Origin of the sequence: Streptantibioticus silvisoli, assembly GCF_027947535.2 — a bacterium.
In the GTDB taxonomy this organism is placed as follows: Bacteria; Actinomycetota; Actinomycetes; order Streptomycetales; family Streptomycetaceae; genus Streptantibioticus_C; species Streptantibioticus_C silvisoli.
On the sequence record NZ_JAAGKO020000026.1, the window covers coordinates 91,761 to 118,017 of the forward strand.

Consider the following 26,257-nt stretch of genomic DNA (forward strand, 5'->3'; position numbering starts at 1 on the left):
CGAACTCCCCACCGCCAGCGGCCTGTTCGCCCCTCAGGGCTGGTGGTAGACCAGCAGGGCGACGTCGTCCGCGTGGTGGCCCTCGGCGAGCAGTTCGGCGCAGACGTGGTCGACGACGGCGTCCGGGGTGAGGTGGAGGCTGCCGGCGAGGGCGGCGGCGGCCCGGTCGATGCCGGCGTCGATGACCTCGCGGCGCCGTTCGACCAGGCCGTCGGTGTAGAGCAGCAGGTGCGAGCCGGCGGGAATCGGGGTGGCCGCCTCGGCGCGGGCCCGGCCGGTGGGGACGGCCAGCGGCGCCGACTGCGCGTCCTCCAGGCGGCGCACGGCCGCGCCCGGCTCGGCGACGAGCGCCGGCGGGTGCCCGGCGCTGCTGTACCGCACGGTCCGGGCGGCCGGATCGATCACGGCGCAGAACACCGTGCTGCAGAAGGCGCCGGGCAGCAGGTCGCTGAACCGGTCCAGCGCCTCCAGTACGCGGGCGGGGCCGTTGTTCTCCAGCAGCAGCGCGCGGGCGGCGCTGCGCAGCTGGCCCATCGTGCTGGCCGCCGACAGGCCGCGGCCGACCACGTCGCCGACCACGATTCCGTAGCGCCGGCCGGGCAGTTCCACCACGTCGTACCAGTCGCCGCCGACCTCCAGGGTGGAGCTGGCCGGGTCGTAGCGGACGGCGAACCCGGCGGGCAGCCCGGTCGGTCCGAGGATGGCGCGTTGCAGCGCGAGGGCGACCCGGCGCTGCTCGTCGTTGGCCCGGGCGCGGCCCAGCGCGCGCTGGAGGTGGCCGGTGAGCTGGACCATCAGCGTCCGGTCGGCGAGCGGGAACGGGCGCGGGCGGTCGAACTCCAGCCACAGCAGCGCCTGGTGGACGCCGTCGTAGACGGGGGCGCCGACCGCCGGGACCGCGGTGTCCGGCCACCCGGAGGCGGTGTCGTGGCCGGCCGCGGTGAACAGGATGCCGGAGCGGGCCTGCTCGACGGCGTCCGGCGGCGGCAGGGCGGGACCCGACGGCGTGCCGGGCCCGGTGGTGGCGGTGGTCTCCACGGCACCGGAGGCGTTCCAGCGCAGCAGGGACAGCCGCTGGCCCTGCCAGACGTCGCGCAGTTCGGCGAGCCCGACCCCGAGGACCTCGGCGCTGTCGTCGACCGCGGTGAGCAGCCCGGCGAGGCGGGCGACGGCGGCGTCGCGTTCCGCGGCGAGGTGCTGGGCGGTGACGTCGCGCAGCGTGCCGACCAGCAGCTGGCCCCCGCCGCCCTGGTCGCGCAGCGAGTCCAGCGACACGTCGACCCACAGCCGGTGTCCGTCCAGGTGCCGCAGCGGCAGGACGAAGCGGCCGCGTCCCTCGGCCCGCACGGTGGCGATGCCGGCCTCGACGAGGGCGAACCCCTCCGGGTCCTGCTCGGCCGTCGGCCACCACGGGTGCGGGACCGGCCAGGGCAGCTGGGGCGCCTGGTAACCGAGCAGTTCGGTGAACCCCTCGTTGATCTCGATGACGGCCAGGCTCTCGTCCGCGACGAAGAAGCCGTCCTGCATGGCGTTGACCAGGGCGGTGCGCCAGGCCGACTCGTGGTTGCGCAGCCGCGCGAGGTCGAGGTTGGCGCGGACCCGGGCCAGCAGGTCCGTCGAGGAGAACGGCTTGGCCAGGTAGTCGTCGGCGCCGGCCGCCAACCCCTCGACCGCGGCCTCCTCACCGGCGCGGGCGGACAGGAAGACCACCGGGGTGTGGGCGGTGGCGGGGTCGGCGCGCAGGGCCCGCAGCAGCGCGAAGCCGTCGAGGCCCGGCATCATGACGTCGGTGAGGACGAGGTCCGGGCGCAGCCGCCGGGCCAGGCGCAGCGCCTGAAGGCCGTCGGCGGCCACGGTGACCGCGTAACCGGGCTCCAGCAGCCCCGCCAGGTACAGCCGCAGGTCGGCGTTGTCCTCGGCGATGAGCACGGTGCTGGTCCCGGTGGGCGCGGGCGGCCCCGGGAGCCCGTGGCCGGCGGTGGCGCCTGCGGGGCCGGCGGAGGCTGCGGGGGCGGTCGAGTCGGCGGGGGCCGCGCGGTCCGGCTCGCTCCAGCGGACGGCCTCGGCGGCGTAGTGCGCGGCGGCGTCGCGGCCGCGGACCGGCCCGGCCGGTGCCGCGGCGGTGCGGGCCGGCAGGCGCACGGTGAACGTCGTGCCCCGGCCGGGCCGGCTGGCCGCCGTGGCGTGGCCGTCGTGCAGCGCGGCGAGTTCGCGGACCAGCGCGAGGCCGATGCCGGAACCCTCGTGGGACCTGCCGGCCGCTCCCCGTACCTGCCGGAAGCGCTCGAAGACGTGCGGGAGTTCGTCCTGCGCGATCCCCACCCCGGTGTCGCTCACCGTCAGCTCGACGGTCTCGGGCGTGATCCGCAGGGCGAGCCGGACCTCGCCGTTCAGCGTGAACTTCACCGCGTTGGACAGCAGGTTGAGGACGATCTGCTCCCACAGCTCCGGGTCGACCAGGACGGCGCCCGGGTCCGGCGGGCAGTCGACGGTGAACCGCAGTCCGGCGCGCTGCACGGCCGGGGCGAAGGACTGGGCGATCCCCCGGGTCAGGGAGCCGAGTTCGACCGCCACCGGCTCGGGCCGCAGCTGGCCGTCCTCGATGCGGCTGAAGTCCAGCAGGGTGTCGACCAGCCTGCGCAGCCGCCCCGCGTTGCGGTGGATGATCTCCAGGCGCTCGCGCTGGGCGGGGGCGAGCGGGTGCGCATCGTCGGACAGGCCGTCGCGGGCCGGTCCGCTGATCAGGGTCAGTGGTGTGCGCAGCTCGTGGCTGACCCCGGTGAAGAACTTCGTCTTCGCGCGGTCGAGTTCGGCCAGCTCCTCGGCCCGGCGCAGCTGGACGGCCTGGGCCCCGGCGTCGGTGACGGCGGCCGTCAGATGGTCGGCGGAGAGGCTGAGGAACTCCCGGTAGGGGGCGTCGAGCACGAGGTTCGGGCTGACGCCGAGCACCACCACGCCGCGCGGTCCGTCGCCGCCGGCCGCGCCGAGCGGGAGCGCGACCGCGGTGTCGGCGCCGCCGGCCGGCTCCGCGTCCGGCGCCGTCGTGGCAGGCGGTCCCAGGGCCAGGCCGGTGCGGGTCTGCGGCACGCCCGTGGCGAGCGCCTGCCGGATCCAGTCGGCGTCGTCCTCCGCACCGTCCTGCGGCCGCGCCGGGGTCGGCAGGCGGATGTCGGCGGGCAGGACCGCCGGGCCGGGCCGCGGTGCGCCGAACGCGGCGACGCACCGGGCCCGGTCGCCGTCCTGCGCCAGCAGGTAGACGGCGCCGAACGGCACGTCCTCGTGGTGGGCGTCGAGCACGCGTGCCGCGGCGGCGCACGCCTGGCGGACGTCGGACACCTGGGTGGACCGGGCCTCGCCGAGTTCGCGCAGGGTGCGCATCCGGCGGGCGCCGAGCACCTGGCGGGTGGTCTCGGTGACGACGGTGAACACCCCGCCCACCCCGCCGCCGGACGCGGGGATCGCGCTGTAGGCGAAGGTGAAGTGGACCGCCTCGTCGAAGCCGTTGCGCTGGAGCAGCAGCCGCAGGTCCTCGTGGTAGGTCGACTCGCCGCACCGCATGACCTTGGTGATCATCCCCCCGACCACCGGCCACGCGTCGGACCAGACCTCCCGGCACGGCAGGCCCAGGGCGGGGTGCCGGGCGCCCAGGATCGGGACGAAGGCGTCGTTGTAGACCATCGACAGCTCCGGTCCCCACATGACCATCATGGGGAAGGGGGAGTTCAGGCAGACGCCCACCGCGGTACGCAGCTCCGGGCTCCACCCGCGCACCGCGCCCAGGGCGGTGGCCGACCAGTCGGTGTCCGCCATCAGGCGGTTCACCCCGCTGTCGGAGGCCGCCGCCAGCGATTGCGGCGGCAGGTCGCGGGCGTCCCCGGACGGGGTCTGCGACACCACAGCATCCGCCTCCCCTGCCTTGCCTGTTCCCTGCCTACATCCTGCCCCGCCCGCTCACCCGGCCCGGGCGCGTCATCGCGGGCGGGGCCCCGGTCGCGTCACCGGTCCGGTCCAGGCGCCCGCCCGCCGCGGGGGCGCCGCGGTCGGCTCGCCGGGTACGCCGCCCGGTCAGGGGCGCGGGGAACCGGCCTGGGCGGCCCGGACGCTGGGGTAGAGGCGCAGCACCGAGTCGACGCCGATCAGCTCGAACAGCCGGGTCACCACCGGTGGGGCCGCCGCGATCCGCAGGTCGGTGCGCTGGTGGGTGCTGAGCACCAGCCGCAGGAAGGTGGAGTCCCCGAACGTGATGCCCCCGGCGTCCAGGATCACCCCGGGGTGTCCGGCGGTGGCGGCGTCCAGGTCGGCGGCCAGCGGGCCGAGGGTGTCGGCGTCCAGATCGCCCGTCGGGGCGACGACCGGCAGGGACGCCGGAGCGCCCTCGTTCGTAGACATGGAGGGGATTATGTCGAAGAACCTGGGCATCCGACCAGAAGCGATGTCCCCTGCTGCGGCGAGGCGACGCGGAACCCGTACCGGCGGGACCCGCGGCCCACCGCGCCGGAGACCGCGTCGAGGAACGGAGTACCCGCCCGGGTAACGTGGACGGCGAAGCAGCCGCCCGGGCGTCGTTGCTGAACCCTACGGAGACGGTGCGGTGCGAACGAGCGAAGTCTACGGGCGCGAGCCGGGCACCATCGCGGCCGCACGCCTGCTCACCACGGCTTTCCTCGCCCGCGTCGGCGAGCGGATCGCGCGCCCGCTCCCGCAGCGCACGATCGACAACGCCCGACTGGTCGTCAGCGAACTGGTGACCAACGCCGTGAAGTACACCACCGGGGCGTACGGCATCGACCTGGAACTGGTGGACGGGCACGTCCTGATCACCGTCTGGGACACCTCACCGCAGGCGATCACCCCCATGGCCCCCGACCCCGGCCGCGTCGGGCAGCACGGCATGGAGATCGTGCTGGCCCTCTACGGCAGCTTCGACGCCGTCACCACCCCCACCGGCAAGCGGATCACCGTCCGGGTCGATCTGAGCGCGGCGGCTTGAGCGGTACGGCTGCCCGAGGGGTGCGGCTGGGTGCCGCGGCTCGAACGGCGGCTGGGCGTCGCGGCCCGAGCGACGCGCGCCGGCCGGCGGGAAGGCCGCCCGCGCCGGTGTGATCGGGCCGTACCGGTGGCGGGGCGTGCCGGTGCCGGGCGTTCGGCCATAATGGGCATATGCCCGCGCAGATCAACCCCAGCATTCTGTCCGCCGACTTCGCCCGGCTCGCCGACGAGGCCGAGGCCGTCGGCGGCGCCGACTGGCTGCACGTCGACGTCATGGACAACCACTTCGTGCCCAACCTGACCCTGGGTGTGCCCGTCGTGGAGTCGCTGCGCAAGGCCACCGGCACCCCGCTCGACTGCCACCTGATGATCGAGGACCCGGACCGCTGGGCGCCGGCCTTCGTCGAGGCGGGCGCCGGGTCGGTCACCTTCCACGTGGAGGCCGCCGCCGCGCCGGTCCGGCTGGCCCGCGAGATCCGCGCCAAGGGCGCCCGCGCTGCGATGGCCCTGAAGCCCGCCACCGCGATCGAGCCCTACGAGGACCTGCTGCCGGAACTCGACATGCTTCTGGTGATGACGGTTGAACCGGGCTTCGGCGGCCAGGCGTTCCTCGACATCATGCTGCCCAAGATCCGCCGCACCCGGGAGCTGATCTCCCGGCACGGACTCGACCTGTGGGTCCAGGTCGACGGCGGTGTGTCCGCCGAGACCATCGAGCGCTGCGCCGAGGCCGGCGCCGACGTCTTCGTCGCCGGTTCCGCGGTCTACGGCGCCGACGACCCGGCCCGCGCGGTCGCCGCCCTGCGTGCGCAGGCCGACGCCGCCACCGCCCGCGCCCCCTGGGCCTGCGCCCACTGACACCCGGTCCGCGCGGCGCCCTGCCTCCGGTGCGGCGGACGGCCTGCGCTGCGGCGGCCGGGCGGGAACGGGCGCGGGTGCGGCGGCCGGGTGCGGGGTGCGCCGGGAGCGGTGCGGGGTGCGGTGCCGCGGTCGCGGTCGGGCCGTCCGGCGCCGCTCCGCCGGGCGTGCGGGGGTGGCCGGCGGGACCGGCCGGGGCGCGGTGCCGCGCCGTTTTCCCGTATGTTGGCTCATGGATGGAACATGGCGGTCGCAGACCGGAAACACCCATCACATCCATGGCGCCGCACGGGCGACCCAGCGCCCGATCATCTGCAAAGATGAGCGCGTAGGTAATCAGATGAGCACTGGGGAGGGTGACGTGACCACAGGCCGCTCACCGGTCCGCATGGGCCCCGCCGAAATGGTGCAGGCGGCGGCGATGGCCCGCCGTTTCTACCTGGAGGGCAAGTCCAAGATCCAGATCGCCGAGGAGTTCGGCGTCAGCCGCTTCAAGGTGGCCCGGGTCCTGGAGTCCGCGCTGGAACGGGATCTGGTCCGCATCGAGATCCGGGTCCCCGCCGAACTCGACGCCGAACGCTCCGACGCGCTGCGCGCCCGCTACGGCCTGCGCAACGCCGTCGTCGTGGAGTCCCCGACCGACCGCGCCGAACTGGCCGGCGACGCCCCCGACCCGGAGAACCTCGGGGTGGTCGCCGCGGGACTGCTCGGCGAACTGGTCAACGAGGGCGACGTCCTCGGGCTGGCCTGGGGCCGTTCCATCATCACCATGGCCAACGCCCTGGAGTCCCTGCCGCCCTGCACGGTCGTCCAGCTCACCGGGGTCTACGACGCCGGCACCGCGGAACGCGGCTCGGTCGAGGCGGTCCGCCGTGCCGCCCAGGTCGCCGGCGGCGAGGCGCACCCGATGTACGCGCCCATGGTGCTGCCGGACGCCGCCACCGCCGCCGCCCTGCGCCAGCAGACCGGCATCGCCGCCGCCATGAGCTACTTCGACAAGGTCACCGTCGCCGTGGTCTCGATCGGTTCGTGGGAACCGCGGGTCTCCACCGTCTACGACGCGCTGTCCGACGCCGAGCGCAAGCACTACGCCGAGCTGGGCGTCGCGGCCGAGATGTCCTCGCACCTGTTCGCCGCCGACGGCCGCCGCGTCGGTCACGACCTGCGCGACCGCTGCATAACCGTCGACACCGACCGGCTGCGCCGGGTCCCCGAGGTCGTCGCCATCGCCGGCGGCATCCGCAAGGCCAACGCGGTGGGCGCCGTACTGCGGTCCGGGCTGGTCACCAGCCTGGTCACCGACACCGCCGCCGCCGACCACCTGCTCAACCGGCAGGCGCCCGCCGCCCGCCCCGCGCTGGACCGCGCCGACCCCGGCGAGGCGTGAGGGCCCCGGCCGGCGTCGCCGCCACCCGCTCCCGGCCGGTCACAGGCCGGGAGCGCCCCACACCGGGAACCAGCGGCTCAGGTCGTCCTCGACCTTGAGGTCGTTGACGATCATGGCCTTGACCTGGAGTTCCACCGCGTTGTCCCGCTTCTCGCCGGCCCGCGGCGCGAACGGGTAGAAGGTGCCGCGCTTGTAGAGGTAGACCAGCGCCAGCGACTTGCCCTCCGCGTCGCGGAACGTCACCAGCGAGCACAGCAGCTGCGGGCCGAAGCCGCCCTCCTGGAGGATGGTGTTGACCGCGTGCAGGTCGTTGACCAGCCCGGCGATGTCGTCGGCGGAGTGCCGCGAGTGCAGCCAGGTGTAGCCGTAGGAGTCCCGCACGAACTCCACCGGCACCCCGCCGCCCGGCACGTCGGCGTCCAGCAGCCCCTGCACCTCCTCACGGGCCTGTGCGAACGCGCCGCCCTCCACCGCGGCGAAGCACACCGAGCCCTCACCGGTCGGGCTGTACCCGGCCGCCGCGGTCAGGGTGACGGCCGCCGACGGCAGGCCGAAGAGCTGGTCGAGGTCCGGGCGCACCGGCTTGCTGCGGCCCAGCAGGGTGTCGAGGAAGCCCACGGGAGAGACGCTCCTGGTCGAGACGGGGAAAGCCGGAAAGGGGGCCGGGAGAGGCCGGGGGAGGCCGGCGGGAGCCCGGACGGAGGAGGGGAGTCGGGAGGAAGCCGGACGGGGGAGGGGAGCCGGGCGCCGGGGCCGGTTGGGGACCGGTGGATCGCCCGCCGACCGACGGTACCGGGGAACCGGCCGCCTGCCGAGCCTCTCGGTGGATGATCGGCTCGGAAGATGATCCGATCATCCACCCACGCCCCACCCGCAGCCCCGCACCCGCAGCCCCGCACCGGCCAGGCCCGCACCGCACCCCACCGCTCCGGCAGGCCCCGCCACCCCGGCAAGGCCCGCCCGCCTCCTCCCCCGTCAGCGGTTCAGCTCGGCGGAGATGCGGCCCAGCTGCTCCAGCCGCTTGTCCAGCGACGGGTGGGTGGACAGCAGGTTCGCCAGGCCCTGCTTCGAGGCGATCGCCGGGGTGAAGAAGAACGCGTTGAACGGCTGCGCCTTGCGCAGGTCCTCGGTCGGGATGCTCGCCATCGAACCGGTGACCTTGGTCAGCGCCGACGCCAGTGCCGAGGGCCGGCCGGTCAGCTGGGCGGCGGAACGGTCCGCCGACAGCTCGCGGTAGCGCGACAGCATCCGGGTCAGCAGGAAGCTGATCGCGTAGACCGCGACACTCACCCCGGTGACGATCAGCGCGATCGGCACCGCGTTGCTGTCCCGGCTGTCGCGGCCGCTCAGGCCGCCCCACAGCGCGATCCGGGTGATGATGCCGGCCAGCACGCCCAGGAACGACGCGATGGTCATCACCACGACGTCCTTGTGCGCCACGTGCGACAGCTCGTGGGCCAGGACGCCCTCCAGCTCCTCCGCCTCCAGCCGGCGCAGCAGGCCGGTGGTGGCGCAGATCACCGCGCGGTCGGCGTTGCGGCCGGTGGCGAAGGCGTTCGGGATGTCGGACTGCGCCACCGCGACCTTCGGCTTCGGCATGTCGGCCAGCGCGCACAGCCGGTCGATGACCCCGTGCAGCTGCGGATACTCCTCCGGGGTCACCTCGCGGGCGCCCATGCTGAACGTGGCGATCTTGTCGCTGAACCAGAACTGCGCGATGAACAGCCCGCCGGCGATCACCGCGATCCACGGCCAGGCGCTGCCCAGCACCACCAGCAGTACGCCGACGAAGACCACGTACAGCAGCCCGATGAAGAACATGGTCAGCACCATGCGGGTCGACAGCCCCCGGTCAGGAGCGAAGCGTGTGCGGTTCATGTCCCCTCCCGGGGGTCCTGGGCCCGGCCGGTCCGCCGGTGGCGGACGCCTGCGTCGATTGTCCCTCCACGGGGGACGGATGGCGGCCCCCGGGCGGCGGCGCGCCGTAACGGGATCCCCGTCTCGGATCTTGTCCCGAGAACGCTTTGCGAACCCCGGAGGTTCCTCCGAACCGGTTTTGCCCTCCCGGCGTGTGAAAATCAAGTACGTGCGATTCCTCAATGACACCCGGCCGCCGTACGACCTCACCTACGACGACGTCTTCATGGTCCCCTCCCGGTCCGCGGTGGTCTCGCGGCAGGCGGTCGACCTCGACTCACCGGACGGCAGCGGCACCACGATCCCGCTGGTCGTGGCCAACATGACCGCGGTCGCCGGCCGCCGGATGGCCGAGACCGTGGCCCGGCGCGGTGGTCTGACGATCATCCCGCAGGACATCCCGATCCCGGTGGTGGCCGACGTCATCGCCTGGGTCAAGGGCCGCCACCTGGTGCTCGACACCCCCATCACGCTCGCCCCGCACGCCACCGTCGCCGACGCCATCGGCCTGCTGTCGAAGCGGGCGCACGGCGCCGGGATCGTGGTGGAGGACGGCCGCCCGATCGGCGTGGTCACCGAGTCCGACCTGGCCGGCGTCGACCGGTTCACCCAGCTCACCGAGGTGATGTCGCGCGACCTGCTCGTGCTGGACGACGCCATAGACCCGCGGGAGGCCTTCAACCGGCTGGAGGACGGCCGCCGCAAGCTCGCCCCCGCGGTGGACGCCGCCGGCCGGCTCACCGGCATCCTCACCCGCACCGCCGCCCTGCGCGCCACCCTCTACACCCCGGCCACCGACGCCGGCGGCCGGCTGCGGATCGGCGCCGCGATCGGCATCAACGGCGACGTGGCCGGCAAGGCGAAGGCCCTGCTGGCGGCCGGCGCCGACGTCCTGGTGGTCGACACCGCCCACGGCCACCAGGAGTCGATGCTCGCCGCGGTCGCCGCCGTGCGCGCCCTGGACCCGGCCGTCCCGGTGGTGGCCGGCAACGTGGTGTCCGCCGACGGGGTCCGCGACCTGGTCGAGGCGGGCGCCGACATCGTCAAGGTCGGGGTCGGCCCCGGCGCGATGTGCACCACCCGCATGATGACCGGCGTCGGGCGCCCGCAGTTCTCCGCCGTCCTGGAGTGCGCCGCCGCGGCCCGCGCGCTGGGCCGGCACGTGTGGGCCGACGGCGGGGTGCGCCACCCCCGGGACGTGGCGATGGCGCTGGCCGCCGGCGCCTCCAACGTGATGGTCGGTTCGTGGTTCGCCGGCACCCACGAGTCGCCCGGCGACCTCCAGCAGGACGCCGGCGGGCGGCTGTACAAGGAGAGCTTCGGGATGGCCTCGGCCCGCGCGGTCCGCAACCGCACCGCCGAGGAGGGCGCCTACGACCGGGCCCGCAAGGCGCTGTTCGAGGAGGGCATCTCCACCTCCCGGATGTACCTCGACCCGGCCCGCCCCGGGGTGGAGGACCTGATCGACTCGATCATCGCCGGGGTGCGCAGCTCCTTCACCTACGCCGGGGCCGCCTCGTTGCAGGAGTTCCACGAGCGGGCGGTGGTCGGCGTGCAGAGCGCGTCCGGCTTCGCGGAGGGCAAGCCGCTGCACTCCAGCTGGACCTGAGGCGGCGATGAAGCTCGACCGCCTCGACGAGTCCATCGTCCACGCGCTGGCCTCGGACGCCCGCCGCTCCTACGCCGACATCGGCACCGCCGTCGGCCTGTCCGCCCCCGCCGTCAAACGCCGCGTCGACCGGCTGCTGGCGGCGGGCGTCATCACCGGCTTCACCGTCCGCGTCGACCAGGCCGCCCTGGGCTGGGAGACCGAGGCGTTCGTCGAGCTGTACTGCCGCCACAACACCTCGCCGTCCGACATCCGGCGCGGCCTGTCGCGCTACCCGGAGGTCGTCGCCGCCTCCACCGTCACCGGTGAGGCCGACGCCGTGGTGCACATCTACGCCGAGGACGTCCGGCACTTCGAACGGGTGCTGGAGCGCATCGCCGGCGAGCCGTTCGTGGAGCGCACCAAGTCCGTGCTGGTGCTGTCCCCGCTGCTGCGCCGTCACAGCATGGGGGCGCCTTCGTAACGCGCCGGGAGCACGCAACGAATCGCCGCCGGGCGCCCGAAAGACGCAACGGATCGCGCCCGGCGACGCAACGGCCGAGCCTTGCCGCCCAGGTCGGCGCGGTCGTACCGTCGAGTCGTCATACCGACGCATGCCCACGAGCCGCCGGACGGCCGCGCCGAGCACCGCGCGGCCCGGCGGCGCACCCGACGACCGACAGCGACCCGAGGATTCATGAAGCCGTTGCGTATCGCGCTGTACCAGGGCCCGGCCGGCGTTCCCCGCGACACGGCGGTGAGCCTGGACGCGCTCGACGAGGCGGCCGGGCGTGCCGCGGCCGGCGGGGCGGGGCTGCTGGCGGCGGCCGAGATGTACCTGACCGGGTACGCGGTCGACGCGCCGGCCGCGGTCGCCGAGCCGGCCGACGGCCCCGGGGCGCGGCGGGTCGCGGCCATCGCGGCCCGGCACGGGATCGCGGTGGTCTACGGCTACCCGGAGCGGGACGGCGACGCGGTGTACAACTCCGCCCAGCTGATCGGCCCGGACGGCACCCGGCTGGCCAACTACCGCAAGACGCACCTGTTCGGCGACTTCGAGAGCGCGCACTTCCGGCCCGGCGACACCCCGGTCGTGCAGGCGGAGCTGGGCGGACTGACCGTCGGCCTGCTGATCTGCTACGACGTGGAGTTCCCCGAGGCCGTGCGGGCGCACGCGCTGGCCGGCACCGACCTGCTGCTGGTGCCCACCGCGCTGATGCGGCCCTACGACTTCGTACCGCTGACCCTGGTGCCCGCCCGCGCCTACGAAAGCCAGCTGTACGTCGCCTACGCCAACCGGTGCGGCCCGGAGGGCGAGTTCGACTTCACCGGGCTCAGCTGCCTGTCCGCGCCGGACGGCGTCACGCGCGCCCGGGCCGGGGCCGGCCCCGACCTGGTGTTCGGCGACGCCGACCCCGCGCTGCTGGCGGCCTCCCGCACCGAGCTGCCGTACCTGCGCGACCGGCGGGCACCGCTGTACCGCTCGCTGGTCTGACGGCCGCGGGGGCCGCCCGCGTTCCACCGTGATCCAAGGAGAACCACCCTCATGACCTCCACCGTGCCCACCACCGTCCACGACGAGCTGGGGCCGGAGGCGGCCCGCCCCGTGACCATGTTCGGGCCGGACTTCCCCTACGCCTACGACGACTTCCTGGCCCACCCGGCCGGCCTGGGCTCGGTGCCGGCCGCCGCGTACGGCACCGAGGTCGCGGTGGTCGGCGGCGGTCTGTCCGGCGTCGTCGCGGCGTACGAGCTGATGCGGATGGGCCTGCGGCCGGTGCTGTACGAGGCCGACCGGATCGGCGGGCGGCTGCGCACCGTCGGCTTCGACGGCTGCGAGGGGCTGACCGCGGAGATGGGTGCGATGCGGTTCCCGCCCAGCTCCACCGCCTTCCAGCACTACGTGGACCTGGTGGGCCTGCGGACCCGGCCGTTCCCCAACCCGCTGTCGCCGGAGACCCCCTCGACGGTGGTGGACCTGAAGGGCACCTCGCACTACGCGCGGACGCTGGACGACCTGCCGGACGTCTACCACCAGGTGATGGACGCCTGGAACGCCTGCCTGGAGGGCGGCGCGCGGTTCTCCGAGATGCACGCGGCGATCCGGGTGCGGGACGTGGCGAAGATCCGGGAGATCTGGTCGGAGCTGGTGGCGCGGCTGGACAACCAGACGTTCTACGGCTTCCTGTGCGACTCGCCGGCCTTCGCCAGCTTCCGGCACCGGGAGATCTTCGGCCAGGTCGGCTTCGGCACCGGCGGCTGGGACACCGACTTCCCGAACTCGATCCTGGAGATCCTGCGCGTCGTCTACACCGGCGCCGACGACGAGCACCGCGGCATCGTCGGCGGCAGCCAGCAGCTGCCGCTGCGGCTGTGGGACGCGCAGCCGGCGGACGCGGCCCACTGGCCGGCCGGCACCTCGCTGTCCTCGCTGCACGGCGGCACCCCGCGACCGGCGGTCACCCGGCTGCACCGCACCGCCGGCAACCGCACCACGGTCACCGACGCCTCCGGCGACATCCGCTCCTACCGCGCGGTGGTCTTCACCGCGCAGAGCTGGATGCTGCTGTCGAAGATCGACTGCGACGACTCGCTCTTCCCCATCGACCACTGGACGGCGATGGAACGCACCCACTACATGGAGTCGTCGAAGCTGTTCGTACCGGTCGACCGGCCGTTCTGGCTCGACCCCGACCCGCGCACCGGCCGCGACACCATGAGCATGACGCTCACCGACCGGATGACCCGCGGCACCTACCTGCTCGACGACGGCCCCGACAAGCCGGCGGTCATCTGCCTGTCGTACACCTGGTGCGACGACAGCCTCAAGTGGCTGCCACTGTCGGCGACCGAGCGGATGGAGGTCATGCTCAAGTCGCTCGGCGAGATCTACCCCGGCGTCGACATCCGCAGCCACGTCATCGGCAACCCGGTGACGGTCTCCTGGGAGAACGAGCCGTACTTCATGGGCGCGTTCAAGGCCAACCTGCCCGGCCACTACCGCTACCAGCGGCGGCTGTTCACCCACTTCATGCAGGACCGGCTGCCCGCCGACCAGCGCGGCGTCTTCCTGGCCGGCGACGACATCTCCTGGACCGCCGGCTGGGCCGAGGGCGCCGTGCAGACCGCCCTCAACGCGGTCTGGGGCGTCATGACCCACCTCGGCGGCGGCACCGACCCGGCCAACCCCGGCCCCGGCGACGTCTTCGACACGATCTGCCCGGTGGAGCTGCCGGAGGACTGACGGCGGTGGGCGCCGGCGCCCGCGGGCACCGGCGCCGGGTCACAGCGGGGTGAGCAGGCAGCGGTTGACCAGGCCGACGCCGGTGTCCAGCCCGTGCGCGAACTCCGCGTACAGGCCGGGCAGTTCGCGCAGCCGCCAGAGCAGGCCGGCCGCGGACCAGGCGGCGGTGCGGGCGGCGTCCAGGCTCCACACGCCGGCGAGGTGGGTGAGGGGATCGGCCAGCTCCAGCAGGTCGGGGCCGGGCATCAGCTCCTCGCGGACGCGTTCCTCGATGGCCGCCAGCACGTCGCCGACGCGTTCGAAGTCCCGTTCCACGTCGGCCGGTTGCAGCCCCAGCAGGTGGCAGGTGTCGACCACGGCGAGCGCGAGGTCGTGGCCGACGTGGGCGTTGACCCCGGCCAGGGCGAACTGCAGCGGGCGCACCGCGCGGTGGTGGCGGGCGGCGAACAGCGGGCGCCAGCAGGCCGGTGCCCGGCGGCCCTCGGCGTCGGCCTCCACCGCCGACAGGTAGCGCAGCGCGAACGCCGCGCCCAGTTCGGCGGTGCGGTGCGGATGCCGGAACCAGCCCTCGTCCACCCGCCGGGTCAGCTCGCGGGTCACCGACAGGTAGACCCGGTTGAAGACCGCGACCCCGTCGCGGTCCGGCAGGCCGGCCGACAGCGCCCGCATCCGCGCCGCCACCGCCGCCACCCGCGAGGAGGCGGGCACCAGGCGCTCACTGGAGGTCATGCGGGCCAGCCTCCCAGCGCCCGGCGCGCGGCGGCGCGCGGCACGGCCCCGGTTCGTCCCAACGAGCGGCTCTATACATTCCAGCTGACGACTGTCATGCTGACGGCCATAAGAGCAACGGTGGTGCGGTCCCACGGGACCGTCACCCGGCGGTCGGGGGGAGACCGCGGCCGGTGCGGCCCTGGGCCGCCGCCGATGCTCCGGGAGCACGTCCGGAGACTGGGACCGGGCGTGCTTCCGCACGTCGGGGCCGGTGCGCCGGCCGGCCGCCCCGGGCGATCCTGTGAGCGGTGCCACAACAGGCCGCCGACCGCCCCGCGACCGGGCATGGCACACTGAAGGCGTACCAGTGACGTTCAGCGCACTCCGGGGTCGGTGCAATTCCGAACCGGCGGTTACAGTCCGCGACCCGTCCGCAGCCAGCGGACGGTTGAGCAGGTGGGATTCCTGCACCGACGGTTAAAGTCCGGATGGGAGGCAGTGCGCGGCGGCACCGGACCGTTCGTCCGCCGCTGCCGGTGGGCCTCGCGACGCGTTGCGCCGTGACCGCCCCGCCGCCCCGGTTCCGACGTCGACGGTCCGGTCGCACGCTCGGTTTCCCAGCGATCCCCGGAGTCCGTGCCCGACGAGGCAGGAGGACCCGGGTGGCGACCCCCGCGCATCCCGAAGCGCCGTACCGCGGCGCCGCAGCGCCATGTCCGCACCCCGCGCGCCGCCGCGTCCCCGCGGCCGCCCGCGCCCTGCCGCCGGCCGGCCGGCGCCCGTGCGACCACCCCCGCGGCCCGCTGAGCGACCGCACCCCCCGCGTACCGCGGGTGCCCACGTCCACCGGCGCGGCCGGGCCCCGGCACCGCGCCGCCGCGCGCGCCGCCGCCCGCACCCGCCTGCCCAAGGAGAGCTGACCTGTGTTCACCGGAATCGTCGAGGAACTGGGCGAGGTCACCGCGGTCGAGGACCTCGCCGACGCGTCCCGCTTCACCCTGCGCGGACCGCTCGTCACCGAGGGGGCCGGGCACGGGGACTCCATCGCGGTCAACGGCGTGTGCCTGACCGTCGTCAGCACCGCGGACGGCACCTTCACCGCCGACGTGATGGCCGAGACCCTCAAGCGCTCCAGCCTCGGCGCCCTGCGCCCCGGCTCCCGGGTCAACCTCGAACGCCCGATGGCGCTCGGCGGCCGGCTCGGCGGCCACCTGGTCCAGGGCCACGTCGACGGCACCGGCACCATCGTGGAACGCGTCCCGGCCGAGCACTGGGAGATCGTCCGCGTCTCGCTGCCGGCCGAACTGTCGCGCTACGTCGTGGAGAAGGGCTCGATCACGGTGGACGGCATCAGCCTCACCGTCGTCGAGGCCAACGCCGGCGACTTCACCGTCAGCCTGATCCCCACCACGCTCGCGCTGACCACCCTGGGCCGCAAGGGCCCCGGCGACCCGGTCAACCTGGAGGTCGACGTGCTGGCCAAGTACGTCGAGCGGCTGCTCGGCGACCGCGCGGGGACCGGCGCGTGAGCACCGTCGACTCCCTCAACTCGGTCGCGTTCTCCGTCTTCGGCGAACACGTCAAGTGGGCTGACATGACCGGCAACCTGCTGGGACTGGCCGGCCTCGCCCTCGGCTGGCGCCGCTCGGTGACCGCCTGGCCGGTCCAACTGCTGTCCGGCGCCGTCCTGGTGATCGCCTACTGGTCCGCCCACCTGACCGGCGGCGTCGGCAAGCAGCTGCTGGTCGTGGTGACCGCGCTGTGGGGCTGGTACCGCTGGCAGCGCGGCCGGCACGACGACGGCGGCGTCCAGGTGCGGTTCGCCAGCTGGCCGGAACGCGCCGTGCTGATCGGCAGCACGGTGGTCGGCACCCTCGCGGTGGTCGCGCTGTTCACCGCCTTCCCCTCGCTGTCGTGGAACCCGTGGCCGGACGCCTACATCTTCGTCGGCACCCTCGCCGCGATGTACGCGATGGCCCGCGGCTGGGTCGAGTTCTGGTTCGCCTGGCTCGCCGTCGACGTCGTCGGCGTGCCGCTGGCCTGGAGCGGCGACCTGAAGTTCTCCGCCCTGGTCTACGTCGTCTACTTCGTCCTGGTGGTCGCCGGGCTGCGCTCCTGGTGGCTGCGCACCCGCGAACACCGCGGACCCCTCCCGGAAGGAGCGCCGGCATGAGCACCGCGCCGGACACCTGCCAGCCCGTCAGCGGGATCCTCGACCCCATCGAGCGGGCGATCGCCGACATCGCGGCCGGCCGGCCCGTCGTCGTGGTCGACGACGAGAACCGGGAGAACGAGGGCGACCTGGTCTTCGCCGCCGAACTCGCCACCCCGCAGCTGGTCGCCTTCATGATGACCGAGGCCCGCGGCCTGATCTGCGCGCCGATGACCGGTGCGGACCTCGACCGGCTCGACCTGCCGCAGATGGTCGCCCGCAACGACGAACCGATGCGCACCGCCTTCACCGTCAGCGTCGACGCCGCCCCCGCGCACGGCACCACCACCGGCATCTCCGCCGCCGACCGGGCGGTGACCCTGCGGGCGCTGGCCGACCCGGCGAGCGCCGCCGCCGACTTCGTGCGCCCCGGCCACGTCTTCCCGCTGCGCGCCCGGGCCGAGGGCGTGCTCGCCCGGGCCGGCCACACCGAGGCCGGCGTCGACCTCGCCCGGCTCGCCGGCCTGCGCCCGGCCGCGGTGATCTGCGAGATCGCCAACGACGACGGCACCATGGCCCGGCTGCCCGACCTGGTGCTGTTCGCCCGCAAGCACGGCCTGGCGCTGATCTCCATCGAGGACCTCATCGCGTACCGCCGCGCCGAGCCCGCCGTCCCGGTCCCGGCGGACCTCGCCCCCGCCGCGACCGCCGTGGCCGCCGCGACCGCCGTGGCCGCCGCTGCCGCCGCGACCGCTGCCGACGCCGACGCCGGTGCCGCGGACGCCGTGCCGAGCGTGCGCCGTGAGGCCGTCACCCGGCTGCCCACCGCCTACGGCGACTTCCGCGCCTACGGCTACCGCAGCGGGCCGGACGGCGTCGAGCACATCGCCCTGGTGGCCGGTGAGATCGGCGACGGCCGCGACGTGCTGGTGCGGGTGCACTCCGAATGCCTCACCGGTGACGTCTTCGGCTCCCAGCGCTGCGACTGCGGACCGCAGTTGCGCGCCTCGCTGGAACGCGTCGCCGCCGAGGGCCGCGGCGTGGTGGTCTACCTGCGCGGGCACGAGGGACGCGGCATCGGCCTGCTGCACAAGCTGCGCGCCTACGAACTCCAGGAACGCGGCCGCGACACCCTGGACGCCAACCTCGAACTCGGCCTGCCCGCCGACGCGCGCGACTACGGCGCCGGCGCCCGCATCCTGGCCGACCTCGGGGTGGCATCGGTCCGGCTGATGACCAACAACCCCGACAAGGTCGCCGCCCTGGAGCGCAACGGCCTGCCGGTCACCGCCCGCGAGCCGATGCCGGTGCGCGCCGGCGAGCACAACGTCCGCTACCTGCGCACCAAGCGCGACCGCATGGGCCACGACCTGCCGTGGCTGGAGACCGGCCAGACCGGCGTGTGCGGCAACCAGTGACCGCCGAGCACGGCACGAACCACCGACCCAGCACCCGTACCACCGAGGAGAGACGTTGAGCGGCAAGGGCGCCCCGGAACTGACCGTCAAGAACTGCGCCGACCTGCGGGTCGCGGTGATCGCCGCCCAGTGGCACGAGAAGGTGATGGACGGCCTGGTCGGCGGCGCGCTGCGCGCCCTGGGCGAGCTGGGCATCGACGAGCCGACCGTGCTGCGGGTACCGGGCAGCTTCGAACTGCCGGTGGTCGCCAAGGTGCTGGCCGGCCGCGGCTACGACGCGGTGGTCGCGCTCGGCGTGGTCATCCGCGGCGGCACCCCGCACTTCGACTACGTCTGCCAGGGCGTCACCAACGGCCTGACCCAGGTGTCGGTGGACACCGGCGTCCCGGTCGGCTTCGGCCTGCTCACCTGCGACACCGAACAGCAGGCGCTGGACCGGGCCGGACTGCCCGGCTCGGCGGAGGACAAGGGGCACGAGGCGGTCACCGCCGCCGTCTCCACCGCCGCCACGCTGCGTTCGGTCTCCGAACCGTGGCGCTGACCGGCGGCGACGGACCGTTACGCTAGGAGCACCATGGCCAACAAGACATTCGAGCAGCTCTTCAGCGAACTCAGCGACAAGGCAGCCACCGGGGACCCCGCCACCTCCCGCACCGCGGAACTGGTGGGGGCCGGGGTGCACGCCATCGGCAAGAAGGTGGTCGAGGAGGCCGCCGAGGTGTGGATGGCGGCGGAGCACGAGGGCGCCGACCGGACCGCCGAGGAGATCTCCCAGCTGCTGTACCACCTTCAGGTGATGATGGTCGCCCGGGGAATCTCACTGGACGACGTATACGCTCACCTGTAAGCCTATGCGGAAGGCGCCGTGTCCGGCGGCGCCTCCCCCTCCCGGACCGGCGACCGCGCCGGCCCGGCCCCGCCGACCACGAACCCGTACCGAACCGCGAAGGATCCGCTCCCCATGCTGCGCATCGCCGTCCCCAACAAGGGTGCACTCTCCGAGCCCGCCTCGGCGATGCTCCATGAGGCCGGATACCGCCAGCGCAAGGACCGCAGGGAACTGGTGCTCGTCGACGGGCAGAACCAGGTCGAGTTCTTCTTCCTGCGGCCGCGCGACATCGCCACCTACGTCGGCTCCGGCCGGCTCGACATCGGCATCACCGGCCGCGACCTGCTGCTGGACTCCGGCGCCGGCGCCGAGGAGATCCTCCAGCTCGGCTTCGGCTCCTCCACCTTCCGCTACGCCACCCGGCCCGACACCGTCACCGACGTGTCGCGGTTCGGCGGGCTGACCATCGCCACCTCCTTCCCCGGCCTGGTGGAGAAGCACCTGGCCGAGCACGGGGTGCAGGCGGCCGTGGTGCAGCTGGAGGGCGCGGTGGAGACCGCCATCCAGCTCGGCGTCGCCCAGGTCATCGCCGACGTGGTCGAGACCGGCACCACCTTGCGGCAGGCCGGCCTGGAGATCATCGGCGAGCCCATCCTGCAGTCCGAGGCGGTCGTCATCCGGCAGATCGGCGCCGAGGCGGAGGACCCCAAGGTCCGCCAGTTCCTGCGCCGCATGCAGGGCGTCCTGGTCGCCCGCCGCTACGTGATGATGGACTACGACATCCGCGCCGAGAAGGTCGAGCAGGCCGTCGCGCTCACCCCCGGCCTGGAGTCGCCGACCATCTCCCCGCTGCACCACGAGGGCTGGGTCGCGGTCCGTTCCATGGTCCCCACCGGCGAGGCCCAGCGGATCATGGACGACCTGTACGACCTCGGCGCCCGCGCCATCCTCACCACCGGCATCCACGCCTGCCGGCTGTGACCGGCGGGGCCGCCGGGGAACCGCCCGCCGACGTGCCGGGCGCCGACCGGCTCACCCCGCTGCCGGTGACGTTCCGCCCGGTGCGCACCCGGCTGGTCCTGCTCTCGGTGGGCTTCGCCGTCCTGGTGACGTTCACCACCGTCGCCCTGCTGATGCCGCCGCCCTACGCGGCGGCCGCCCGGGTCGAGATGCCGCCGGCCGGGCTGCTGATCTGTGCGCTCATGGTGCTGCTCAGCCGCCCCAAGGTGGTCGCCGCCCCGGACGGCGTCACCGTGGTGAACCTGCTGGTCAAACGCCGTCTGGCCTGGGCCGAGGTGCTCGGCGTGCACCTGCGCAGCGGCGACCCGTGGGTCTACCTCGACCTGGCCGACGGCACCAGCATGGCCGCCATGGGCATCCAGCCCGGCAACGGCAAGCGGCTCGCCCGGCGCGACGCGGCCCGGCTGCGGGACCTCGCCGAGGCCTACGGCACCGGGCATCCGGACGCCTGACCCCCCGGGCAGCCCACCGGACCTCCCCTCCCGGCGGTCCGTTCACTACTCTGGTACGGCGCGGCGCCGTCAGCGCCCGTCCCACCGCCAGATCCGCCCGCGAGTATTCCGGGCGCGCGGGGGACCACCACGATTCAAGGAGTGACTCCTTCCCGGCGATGGACGAACCGTCCTGTAGTACCTGCGCCGCCCCCACGCCCAGCGCTCATCGCGTGGCGGTGGCGGCATGACCGCACTGCTGCCGCTCGCCGCGGCCTTCCTGCTCATCCTGGCCAACGGATTCTTCGTCGCCGCCGAGTTCGGCCTGGTGACGGTGGAACGCCCGGAGGCCGAGCGGGCCGCCGCCGAGGGCGACCGCCGTGCCGACAGCGTGGTCGCCGCGTTGCGCAAGCTGTCCTTCCAGCTGTCCGGCACCCAGCTCGGCATCACCATCACCTCGCTGGTCGTCGGCATGCTCGCCGAACCGGCCCTGGGCCACCTGCTGGCCGGCCCGCTGGTCGCCGTCGGCCTGCCGCACGCCTGGGCGCCCGGGGTGGCGGTCGTCGTCGGCATGCTGGTGGCCTCCGCCGTCCAGATGGTGATCGGCGAACTCGTCCCGAAGAACTGGGCCGTCTCGCGCCCGCTGGAGGTCGCCCGCGTGGTGGCCGGCCCGCAGCGGGTCTTCAGCCGGATCTTCCGGCCCGTCATCGAGCTGCTCAACGGCGCCGCGAACCGGCTGGTCCGGGCGCTGGGCGTGGAGCCCACCGACGAGCTGGCCTCCGCCCGCACGCCCACCGAACTGGTCTCCCTCGCCCGGCACTCCGCCCGGGCCGGCGCCATCGAGGAGGACACCGCGGACCTGTTCGTGCGCACCCTCAACCTCGGCGAGCTCACCGCGCAGTCGGTGATGACCGCCCGGGTCAAGGTCAGCGCGCTGGAGGACACCACCACCGCCGCCGACGTGCTCAACCTGACCCGGGCCACCGGCCTGTCCCGCTTCCCGGTCTACCGCGAGCGGCTGGACGAGGTCGTCGGCATGGTCACCCTCAAGGACGCGCTGTCGGTCGAACCGCACCTGCGCGACCGCACCCCGGTCGGCCGGATCGCGGTGGCACCGCTGCTGGTCCCGGAGACCCTGCCGGTGCAGAGCCTGCTGGAGCAGCTGCGCAGCCAGCAGCCGATCGCGGTGGTGGTCGACGAGTACGGCGGCACCGCCGGCGTCGTCACGCTGGAGGACATCGTCGAGGAGCTGGTCGGCGAGGTCCGCGACGAGCACGACGACGAGGACGACGGGCTGCCGGAACTGTCGCAGGCCCCCGCCCAGGACGGTCACCCCGCCTGGGACGCCGACGGCAGCTGCCGGGTCGACATCCTCGCCCGGATAGGCCTCGACGTGCCGCAGGGCCCGTACGAGACCGTGGCCGGGCTGGTCGCCGACCACCTCGGCCGCATCCCGGTGCCCGGCGACACCGCCGCGCTGCCCGGCTGGCGGCTGCGGGTGCTCGACGTCGGCCACCACCGCGCCGAACGCGTTCGGCTTGTCCGTCACCCGGCCGGGCAGGAGTCCGAACGATGAGTGTTCTGCAACTGCTGCTGGCCCTGCTGCTGGTGCTGGTCAACGGCTTCTTCGTCGGCGCCGAGTTCGCCATGGTCTCGGTGCGCCGCAGCCAGATCGAACCGCTGGCCCGCGAGGTCCGCCGGGCCCGCACCGTGCTGCACGGGCTGCAGAACCTGCCGCAGATGATGGCCGCCGCCCAGTTCGGCGTCACCGTCTGCTCGCTGACCCTGGGCGCTGTCGCCGAGCCGACCGTCACCAAGCTGCTGGAGCCGGTGTTCGCCGCCACCGGCCTGCCCGCCGGCCTGGTCCACCCGATCGGCTACGTCATCGCGCTGGCCCTGGTGGTCTTCCTCCACCTGGTCATCGGCGAGCTCGTGCCGAAGAACCTGGCGATGGCCGCCCCGGAGAAGGCCGCGCTGTGGCTGGGCCCCGGCCTGGTCGCGTTCGCCGGCGTCTTCAAGCCGGTCATCGTGGTGCTCGGCGCGTCCGCCCGGCTGATCCTGCGCCTGTTCCGGGTCGAGCCGAAGGACGAGGTCGAGGCGGTCTTCACCAGCGAGCAGCTGACCTACCTGGTGGAGGACTCCGGCCAGGCCGGGCTGCTCGACCCCGGTGAGCAGGAACGGCTGTCCGACGCGCTGGAGCTGGGCAGCCGCCCGGTCACCGACGTGCTGCTGGAGCCGGACAAGCTGGTCACCCTCAGCCCGTCGGTCACCCCGGCCGAGGTCGAACGGCTGACCGTCGCCACCGGGTACTCGCGCTTCCCGATCCAGGGCCCCGACGGCGACTTCCTCGGCTACCTGCACGTCAAGGACGTGCTGGAACTCCAGGACAGCGACGAGGCCGGCCGGCCGGTGCCGGCCCGGCTGTGGCGCCGGATGGCCACGCTGCGCGGCGACCTGCCGCTGGACGACGCGCTCACCGCGATGCGGCGTGCCGCCTCCCACCTGGCCGCGGTGGCCGGGCCGGACGGCGCGGTGCTGGGCCTGGTGGCGCTGGAGGACGTGCTGGAGGTGCTGGTCGGCGAGGTGCACGACCCCTCGCACCGCAAGGCCGACCCGATGCCGGCCCCGCTGGTGGCCGCCCGCCGCAAGGCCGCGGCCACCTCCTCGGCGCTGGCCCGCTGACGCCGCACCGGGGCCGCCGCCGCCGTCACCCGGTCGGCGGCAGCCCCGGTCCCCGCCCGGCCAGCACCTCGCCGTAGGCCTGCATCAGGTCCGGCAGCCGCAGCGTCGACAGGTCGGCGCGGTCCGGCGTGCCGGGGTAGCCCGACAGCCGCAGGTCGCGGTAGGCGCAGCTCTTCTCGTACAGGGTGCGCAGGAAGCGGCCGTTGCCCAGCTCGTCGATCCACGTCTCGGCGACCACGTGGCGGCTGATGCTGCGCAGTTCGTCCAGCGCCTCGGGGTCCCAGCGGTCGCCGCCCTCGGTGGCCAGCGCCTCACCGATGCGGGTCAGCTCCGGCGGCCGGTAGCTGGGGAAGTCGACGCGGGTGGTGAAGCGGGACGACAGGCCCGGGTTGGCGGCCAGCAGCCGGTCCATGCCCTCGGGGTAGCCGGCCAGGATCACCACCAGCCGGTCCCGGTTGTCCTCGGCCCGCTTCAGCAGCACCTGCAACGCCTCGTCGCCGTACGCGTCGCCCTTGCCGTAGCCGGGGTTGGCCAGGCTGTAGGCCTCGTCGACGAACAGCACGCCGCCGAGCGCGGAGTCGATCAGGTCGTTGGCCTTGACCGCGGTCTGGCCGAGGAACTCCCCGACCAGGTCGGACCGCTGGGCCTCCACCAGGTGGTCGCCGCCCAGCAGGCCCAGGGCGTAGAAGACCCGGCCCAGGATGCGGGCCACCGTGGTCTTGCCGGTGCCGGACGGGCCGGAGAAGACGAAGTGCCGTTTCGGCGGCTGCACCGGCAGGCCCTGGCCGGCCCGCAGCCTGGCCATCCGCAACTGCGCCGACAGCGCCCGCACCTGGCGTTTGACCGGCTCCAGGCCGACCATCCGCTCCAGTTCGCCCAGCGCCTGCTCCAGCAGCACCGGATCGGCCGAGCCGACCGGTATCCCGGCCGCGAACATCGGCGCCGGCGAGGGGGCGGCCCGTAACGCGGTGCCGTCCGCGGTGGCCGGCAGCGCGGCGCCGGCCGGACCCGGGTCGAGGGCGTCGGCCGGGTCGATGCCCAGCAGCCTGCTGTCCACCGGGGTGCGGCCCGCGCCGGCCGTGCCGGTCCCGCCGTCCTCCCGGCCGAAGGCGGCCGCCGCACCGCCGTCACCGGAACCGCCGGCCGCGCCGTTCACCGTCCCGTTGGCCGCCTCGCTCGACGGGCCGTAGCCGGCGGTCGGCGCGGGCGGGGCGTACTGCCCGGGGGCGTCGAGGTCGTCCTCGCCGACGGTGATGGCGGCCAGCCGGGCCTCGGTGTCCATGAAGGCGGCGTCCACCCCGTGGACCGCGCGGTACAGCGGCAGGGCCGCGGCGGTCCGGCCGTTGCCCTCATGGGCCCGGGCCAGCCAGTACCGCAGCTCCTTGCGCTGCGGCTGCTCGCTGCGGCAGCGCATCAGGGCGTTGGCGAGTATCGGCTCGGCCTGGCCGCACATCTCCAGCCGCACCCGGGCCATCCCGGCGAACAGCCCGGCCTCCACGCCCAGCAGCGCGTCGTCCAGCAGCGGCTGGGTGTGCCGGACCAGCGTCTCCCACTCCTTGAGCAGGTAGGCCCGGCAGGCGTGCAGGAAACGGGTGCGGGGGTCCTCGTCCGGGCTCGGGCAGCCGGCCAGCGCCCGGTCGAGTTCGGCCAGGTGCCGCTCGTCCAGCCAGTGCGAGGCGTAGGCCAGTGCCAGGTCCTGTTCGCTCTCCAGCACCGGCTGCACCCACCAGCCCAGCCAGTACCACGACCCCAGCGACCTGCCGTACCGGGCGCGCTGCTCACCGAAGCGGTCCCGGTGCCGGTGCATGCGCAGCAGCGCGCCGGAGGTGTCGGCGCGCAGCGCGTGCAGCCCCAGCCAGCCGTCCGCCATCCCCGGGTCGAGCCGGACCGCCTCGCGGAACTCCTCCTCCGCGCGGCCGTAGGCGGCGACGGTGTAGGCGTCGACGCCGCGCAGCCAGGCCTGATCGGCGGGGGCGCCGGAGCGCTCCGGTCCGAAGTCCATCGAATCCCCCCACAACCGAGCCCCCGGTCTGCCCGCCGTTACCCGACCGGGCCACAACCGCCTTCTCTGGTCCACGAGTTGGCGCCGGAGCGCGCCGAGTGACAGCAACCGGCCACGCCCTTGCGCATGGTACCCGCGGTCCTCCCGGAGGGAAGAGGCCGTCGTCGTCGTACCCGCCACGGCGTCGTGACGCAGGGTGAGATCGACGCCGGGGAGCAAAGGGGCAAAGGGCGGATTCCGCACGCCGGGAAAGGACGAAGCCCCCGGTCACGGGGGAACAACCGGGGGCTTCGCGCTTGTCGGCGGCCCGCTGTCGGCCGCGCATTGAGAACGTAAGTCCTGTACGCCCCCCGGGTCAACCCTGCTCGGGAGCCGGACCGGAGCCGGCGTCCGGTTCGCAGCGCACCGGCCGCGACACATTACGCTGTGTCACTGAAGTCCGGATCGAGGACGGCTCGTGGCCCCGGGGTGATCGCATAGCCGCCGGTGCGCCGCGACACCGTCGCGTGGGCGAACGGCCGGGTCGGGTCGGCGGCGAAGTGCTCCCGTTCGGCCCGCGTCCAGCGCGCCCAGAAGGCGTCCAGCTCCGGCCCGTCGCGCAACCGCCCGGCGGCCCCGGCGGTCTCCTGGTCGACGTCCATCCACAGCACCCGTGCCAGGTACGGCCGCAGTGCCGCCCGCCCGGCGCCCACCCCCTCGATCAGCACCAGCGGCGCGCACGGCACCCGCACCGCCGGGCCGAACCGCCGCGCCACCCAGTCGTACACCGGCACCTCGGCGTCCGCCCCGCGGGCCAGCGGCTCCAGCAGCGTCGCCCGCAGCCGCCGCGTCCAGCCGAACAGCTCGTCGTGCGTGGCGACGTCGTCCAGATGGACCACCGGCACCTCCCCGCGCGCCAGCCAGTCGGCGAACGTGCTCTTGCCGGACCCCGCGTGACCGTCCACCGCCACCAGCCGCACCGGCCCGCACGACGGCGGCACCCGGCCCAGCGACTCCGCCAGGGCTGCGGCCGACACCGGGATGGGGGAG

23 protein-coding genes and 1 riboswitch are annotated in these 26,257 nt (G+C 74.2%); of the genes, 16 read left to right on the top strand and 7 right to left on the bottom strand.

What is annotated here, in order from left to right; genetic code table 11:
• Positions 1-33 precede the first annotated feature (33 nt).
• Both POF43_RS18690 and POF43_RS18695 read right to left on the bottom strand, forming a co-directional pair.
• Positions 34-3,894 carry a SpoIIE family protein phosphatase gene (locus POF43_RS18690; protein ID WP_271324392.1) on the bottom strand — a complete coding sequence of 1,287 codons (3,861 nt, stop codon included), beginning with the start codon at positions 3,892-3,894 and terminating at the stop codon, positions 34-36.
• 171 nt (positions 3,895-4,065) lie between these two features.
• Positions 4,066-4,389 (bottom strand): STAS domain-containing protein, encoded by a 324-nt coding sequence (locus POF43_RS18695; RefSeq protein WP_271324391.1) that lies wholly within the window; start codon positions 4,387-4,389, stop codon positions 4,066-4,068.
• 202 nt (positions 4,390-4,591) lie between these two features.
• On the opposite strand from POF43_RS18695, the gene POF43_RS18700 reads away from it, so the two are divergent.
• From POF43_RS18700 to POF43_RS18710, 3 genes are all read left to right on the top strand, one after another.
• Positions 4,592-4,990, top strand: coding sequence for an ATP-binding protein (locus POF43_RS18700; protein ID WP_271324390.1), 399 nt, complete (start codon positions 4,592-4,594; stop codon positions 4,988-4,990).
• Between the two features lie 170 nt (positions 4,991-5,160).
• Positions 5,161-5,847 carry a ribulose-phosphate 3-epimerase gene (gene rpe, locus POF43_RS18705; RefSeq protein WP_271324389.1) on the top strand — a complete coding sequence of 229 codons (687 nt, stop codon included), beginning with the start codon at positions 5,161-5,163 and terminating at the stop codon, positions 5,845-5,847.
• A gap of 340 nt (positions 5,848-6,187) precedes the next feature.
• The gene (locus tag POF43_RS18710) at positions 6,188-7,234 is read left to right on the top strand and encodes a sugar-binding transcriptional regulator (RefSeq protein ID WP_271316210.1); all 1,047 of its coding nucleotides are present in this window, start codon (positions 6,188-6,190) and stop codon (positions 7,232-7,234) included.
• A 39-nt stretch (positions 7,235-7,273) separates the two neighbouring features.
• Here POF43_RS18710 and pspAB read toward each other — a convergent pair whose 3' ends face one another.
• The gene (pspAB, locus tag POF43_RS18715; RefSeq protein WP_271316211.1) at positions 7,274-7,852 is read right to left on the bottom strand and encodes a PspA-associated protein PspAB; all 579 of its coding nucleotides are present in this window, start codon (positions 7,850-7,852) and stop codon (positions 7,274-7,276) included.
• Between the two features lie 357 nt (positions 7,853-8,209).
• Positions 8,210-9,112, bottom strand: a complete 903-nt coding sequence (htpX, locus tag POF43_RS18720) for a zinc metalloprotease HtpX (RefSeq protein ID WP_271313836.1) — start codon at positions 9,110-9,112, stop codon at positions 8,210-8,212.
• A 208-nt stretch (positions 9,113-9,320) separates the two neighbouring features.
• Between htpX and POF43_RS18725 the strand changes: the two genes are divergently transcribed.
• The 4 genes from POF43_RS18725 to POF43_RS18740 all read left to right on the top strand — a co-directional run bounded on the left by POF43_RS18725 (position 9,321) and on the right by POF43_RS18740 (position 13,983).
• Positions 9,321-10,760, top strand: coding sequence for a GuaB1 family IMP dehydrogenase-related protein (locus POF43_RS18725; protein ID WP_271313835.1), 1,440 nt, complete (start codon positions 9,321-9,323; stop codon positions 10,758-10,760).
• 7 nt (positions 10,761-10,767) lie between these two features.
• Entirely contained in the window at positions 10,768-11,223 is a 456-nt protein-coding gene (locus POF43_RS18730) for an Lrp/AsnC family transcriptional regulator (protein ID WP_271313834.1), read from the top strand.
• Positions 11,224-11,436: 213 nt separating this feature from the next.
• Positions 11,437-12,234: a carbon-nitrogen hydrolase family protein gene (locus POF43_RS18735; RefSeq protein WP_271322864.1), complete on the top strand. Its 798-nt coding sequence runs from the start codon at positions 11,437-11,439 to the stop codon at positions 12,232-12,234.
• 51 nt (positions 12,235-12,285) lie between these two features.
• On the top strand, positions 12,286-13,983 hold the full coding sequence (locus POF43_RS18740; RefSeq protein ID WP_271322865.1) for a flavin monoamine oxidase family protein: 1,698 nt from the start codon (positions 12,286-12,288) through the stop codon (positions 13,981-13,983).
• A 39-nt stretch (positions 13,984-14,022) separates the two neighbouring features.
• Here the strand turns inward: POF43_RS18740 and POF43_RS18745 are convergent, their stop codons facing one another.
• Positions 14,023-14,712, bottom strand: a complete 690-nt coding sequence (locus POF43_RS18745; RefSeq protein ID WP_271313831.1) for a DUF5995 family protein — start codon at positions 14,710-14,712, stop codon at positions 14,023-14,025.
• Between the two features lie 357 nt (positions 14,713-15,069).
• Positions 15,070-15,200: riboswitch (FMN riboswitch) on the top strand.
• Positions 15,201-15,617: 417 nt separating this feature from the next.
• Between POF43_RS18745 and POF43_RS18750 the strand changes: the two genes are divergently transcribed.
• From POF43_RS18750 to POF43_RS18790, 9 genes are all read left to right on the top strand, one after another.
• Complete coding sequence (locus POF43_RS18750) at positions 15,618-16,223, top strand: riboflavin synthase (RefSeq protein WP_271322867.1); 606 nt, start codon at positions 15,618-15,620, stop codon at positions 16,221-16,223.
• On the top strand, positions 16,220-16,867 hold the full coding sequence (gene pnuC, locus POF43_RS18755; protein ID WP_271322868.1) for a nicotinamide riboside transporter PnuC: 648 nt from the start codon (positions 16,220-16,222) through the stop codon (positions 16,865-16,867). Before POF43_RS18750 ends, pnuC begins: the two co-directional genes overlap by 4 nt.
• Positions 16,864-18,264, top strand: a complete 1,401-nt coding sequence (gene ribB / locus POF43_RS18760) for a 3,4-dihydroxy-2-butanone-4-phosphate synthase (protein WP_271322869.1) — start codon at positions 16,864-16,866, stop codon at positions 18,262-18,264. Before pnuC ends, ribB begins: the two co-directional genes overlap by 4 nt.
• 55 nt (positions 18,265-18,319) lie before the next feature.
• Complete coding sequence (gene ribH, locus POF43_RS18765) at positions 18,320-18,805, top strand: 6,7-dimethyl-8-ribityllumazine synthase (RefSeq protein ID WP_271313826.1); 486 nt, start codon at positions 18,320-18,322, stop codon at positions 18,803-18,805.
• 33 nt (positions 18,806-18,838) lie between these two features.
• Complete coding sequence (locus POF43_RS18770) at positions 18,839-19,111, top strand: phosphoribosyl-ATP diphosphatase (RefSeq protein WP_271313825.1); 273 nt, start codon at positions 18,839-18,841, stop codon at positions 19,109-19,111.
• A gap of 114 nt (positions 19,112-19,225) precedes the next feature.
• Entirely contained in the window at positions 19,226-20,074 is an 849-nt protein-coding gene (gene hisG / locus POF43_RS18775) for an ATP phosphoribosyltransferase (protein WP_271313824.1), read from the top strand.
• Positions 20,071-20,565 carry a PH domain-containing protein gene (locus tag POF43_RS18780; protein ID WP_372516068.1) on the top strand — a complete coding sequence of 165 codons (495 nt, stop codon included), beginning with the start codon at positions 20,071-20,073 and terminating at the stop codon, positions 20,563-20,565. Before hisG ends, POF43_RS18780 begins: the two co-directional genes overlap by 4 nt.
• Positions 20,566-20,791: 226 nt before the next feature.
• Entirely contained in the window at positions 20,792-22,120 is a 1,329-nt protein-coding gene (locus tag POF43_RS18785; protein WP_271313823.1) for a hemolysin family protein, read from the top strand.
• Positions 22,117-23,226 (top strand): hemolysin family protein, encoded by a 1,110-nt coding sequence (locus POF43_RS18790; protein ID WP_271313822.1) that lies wholly within the window; start codon positions 22,117-22,119, stop codon positions 23,224-23,226. Before POF43_RS18785 ends, POF43_RS18790 begins: the two co-directional genes overlap by 4 nt.
• A 25-nt stretch (positions 23,227-23,251) precedes the next feature.
• Here POF43_RS18790 and POF43_RS18795 read toward each other — a convergent pair whose 3' ends face one another.
• Together POF43_RS18795 and POF43_RS18800 are read right to left on the bottom strand one after the other, a co-directional pair.
• Positions 23,252-25,228 (bottom strand): AAA family ATPase, encoded by a 1,977-nt coding sequence (locus POF43_RS18795; protein WP_271322870.1) that lies wholly within the window; start codon positions 25,226-25,228, stop codon positions 23,252-23,254.
• 419 nt (positions 25,229-25,647) lie between these two features.
• Entirely contained in the window at positions 25,648-26,250 is a 603-nt protein-coding gene (locus tag POF43_RS18800) for a uridine kinase family protein (protein WP_271322871.1), read from the bottom strand.
• Positions 26,251-26,257: the final 7 nt, after the last annotated feature.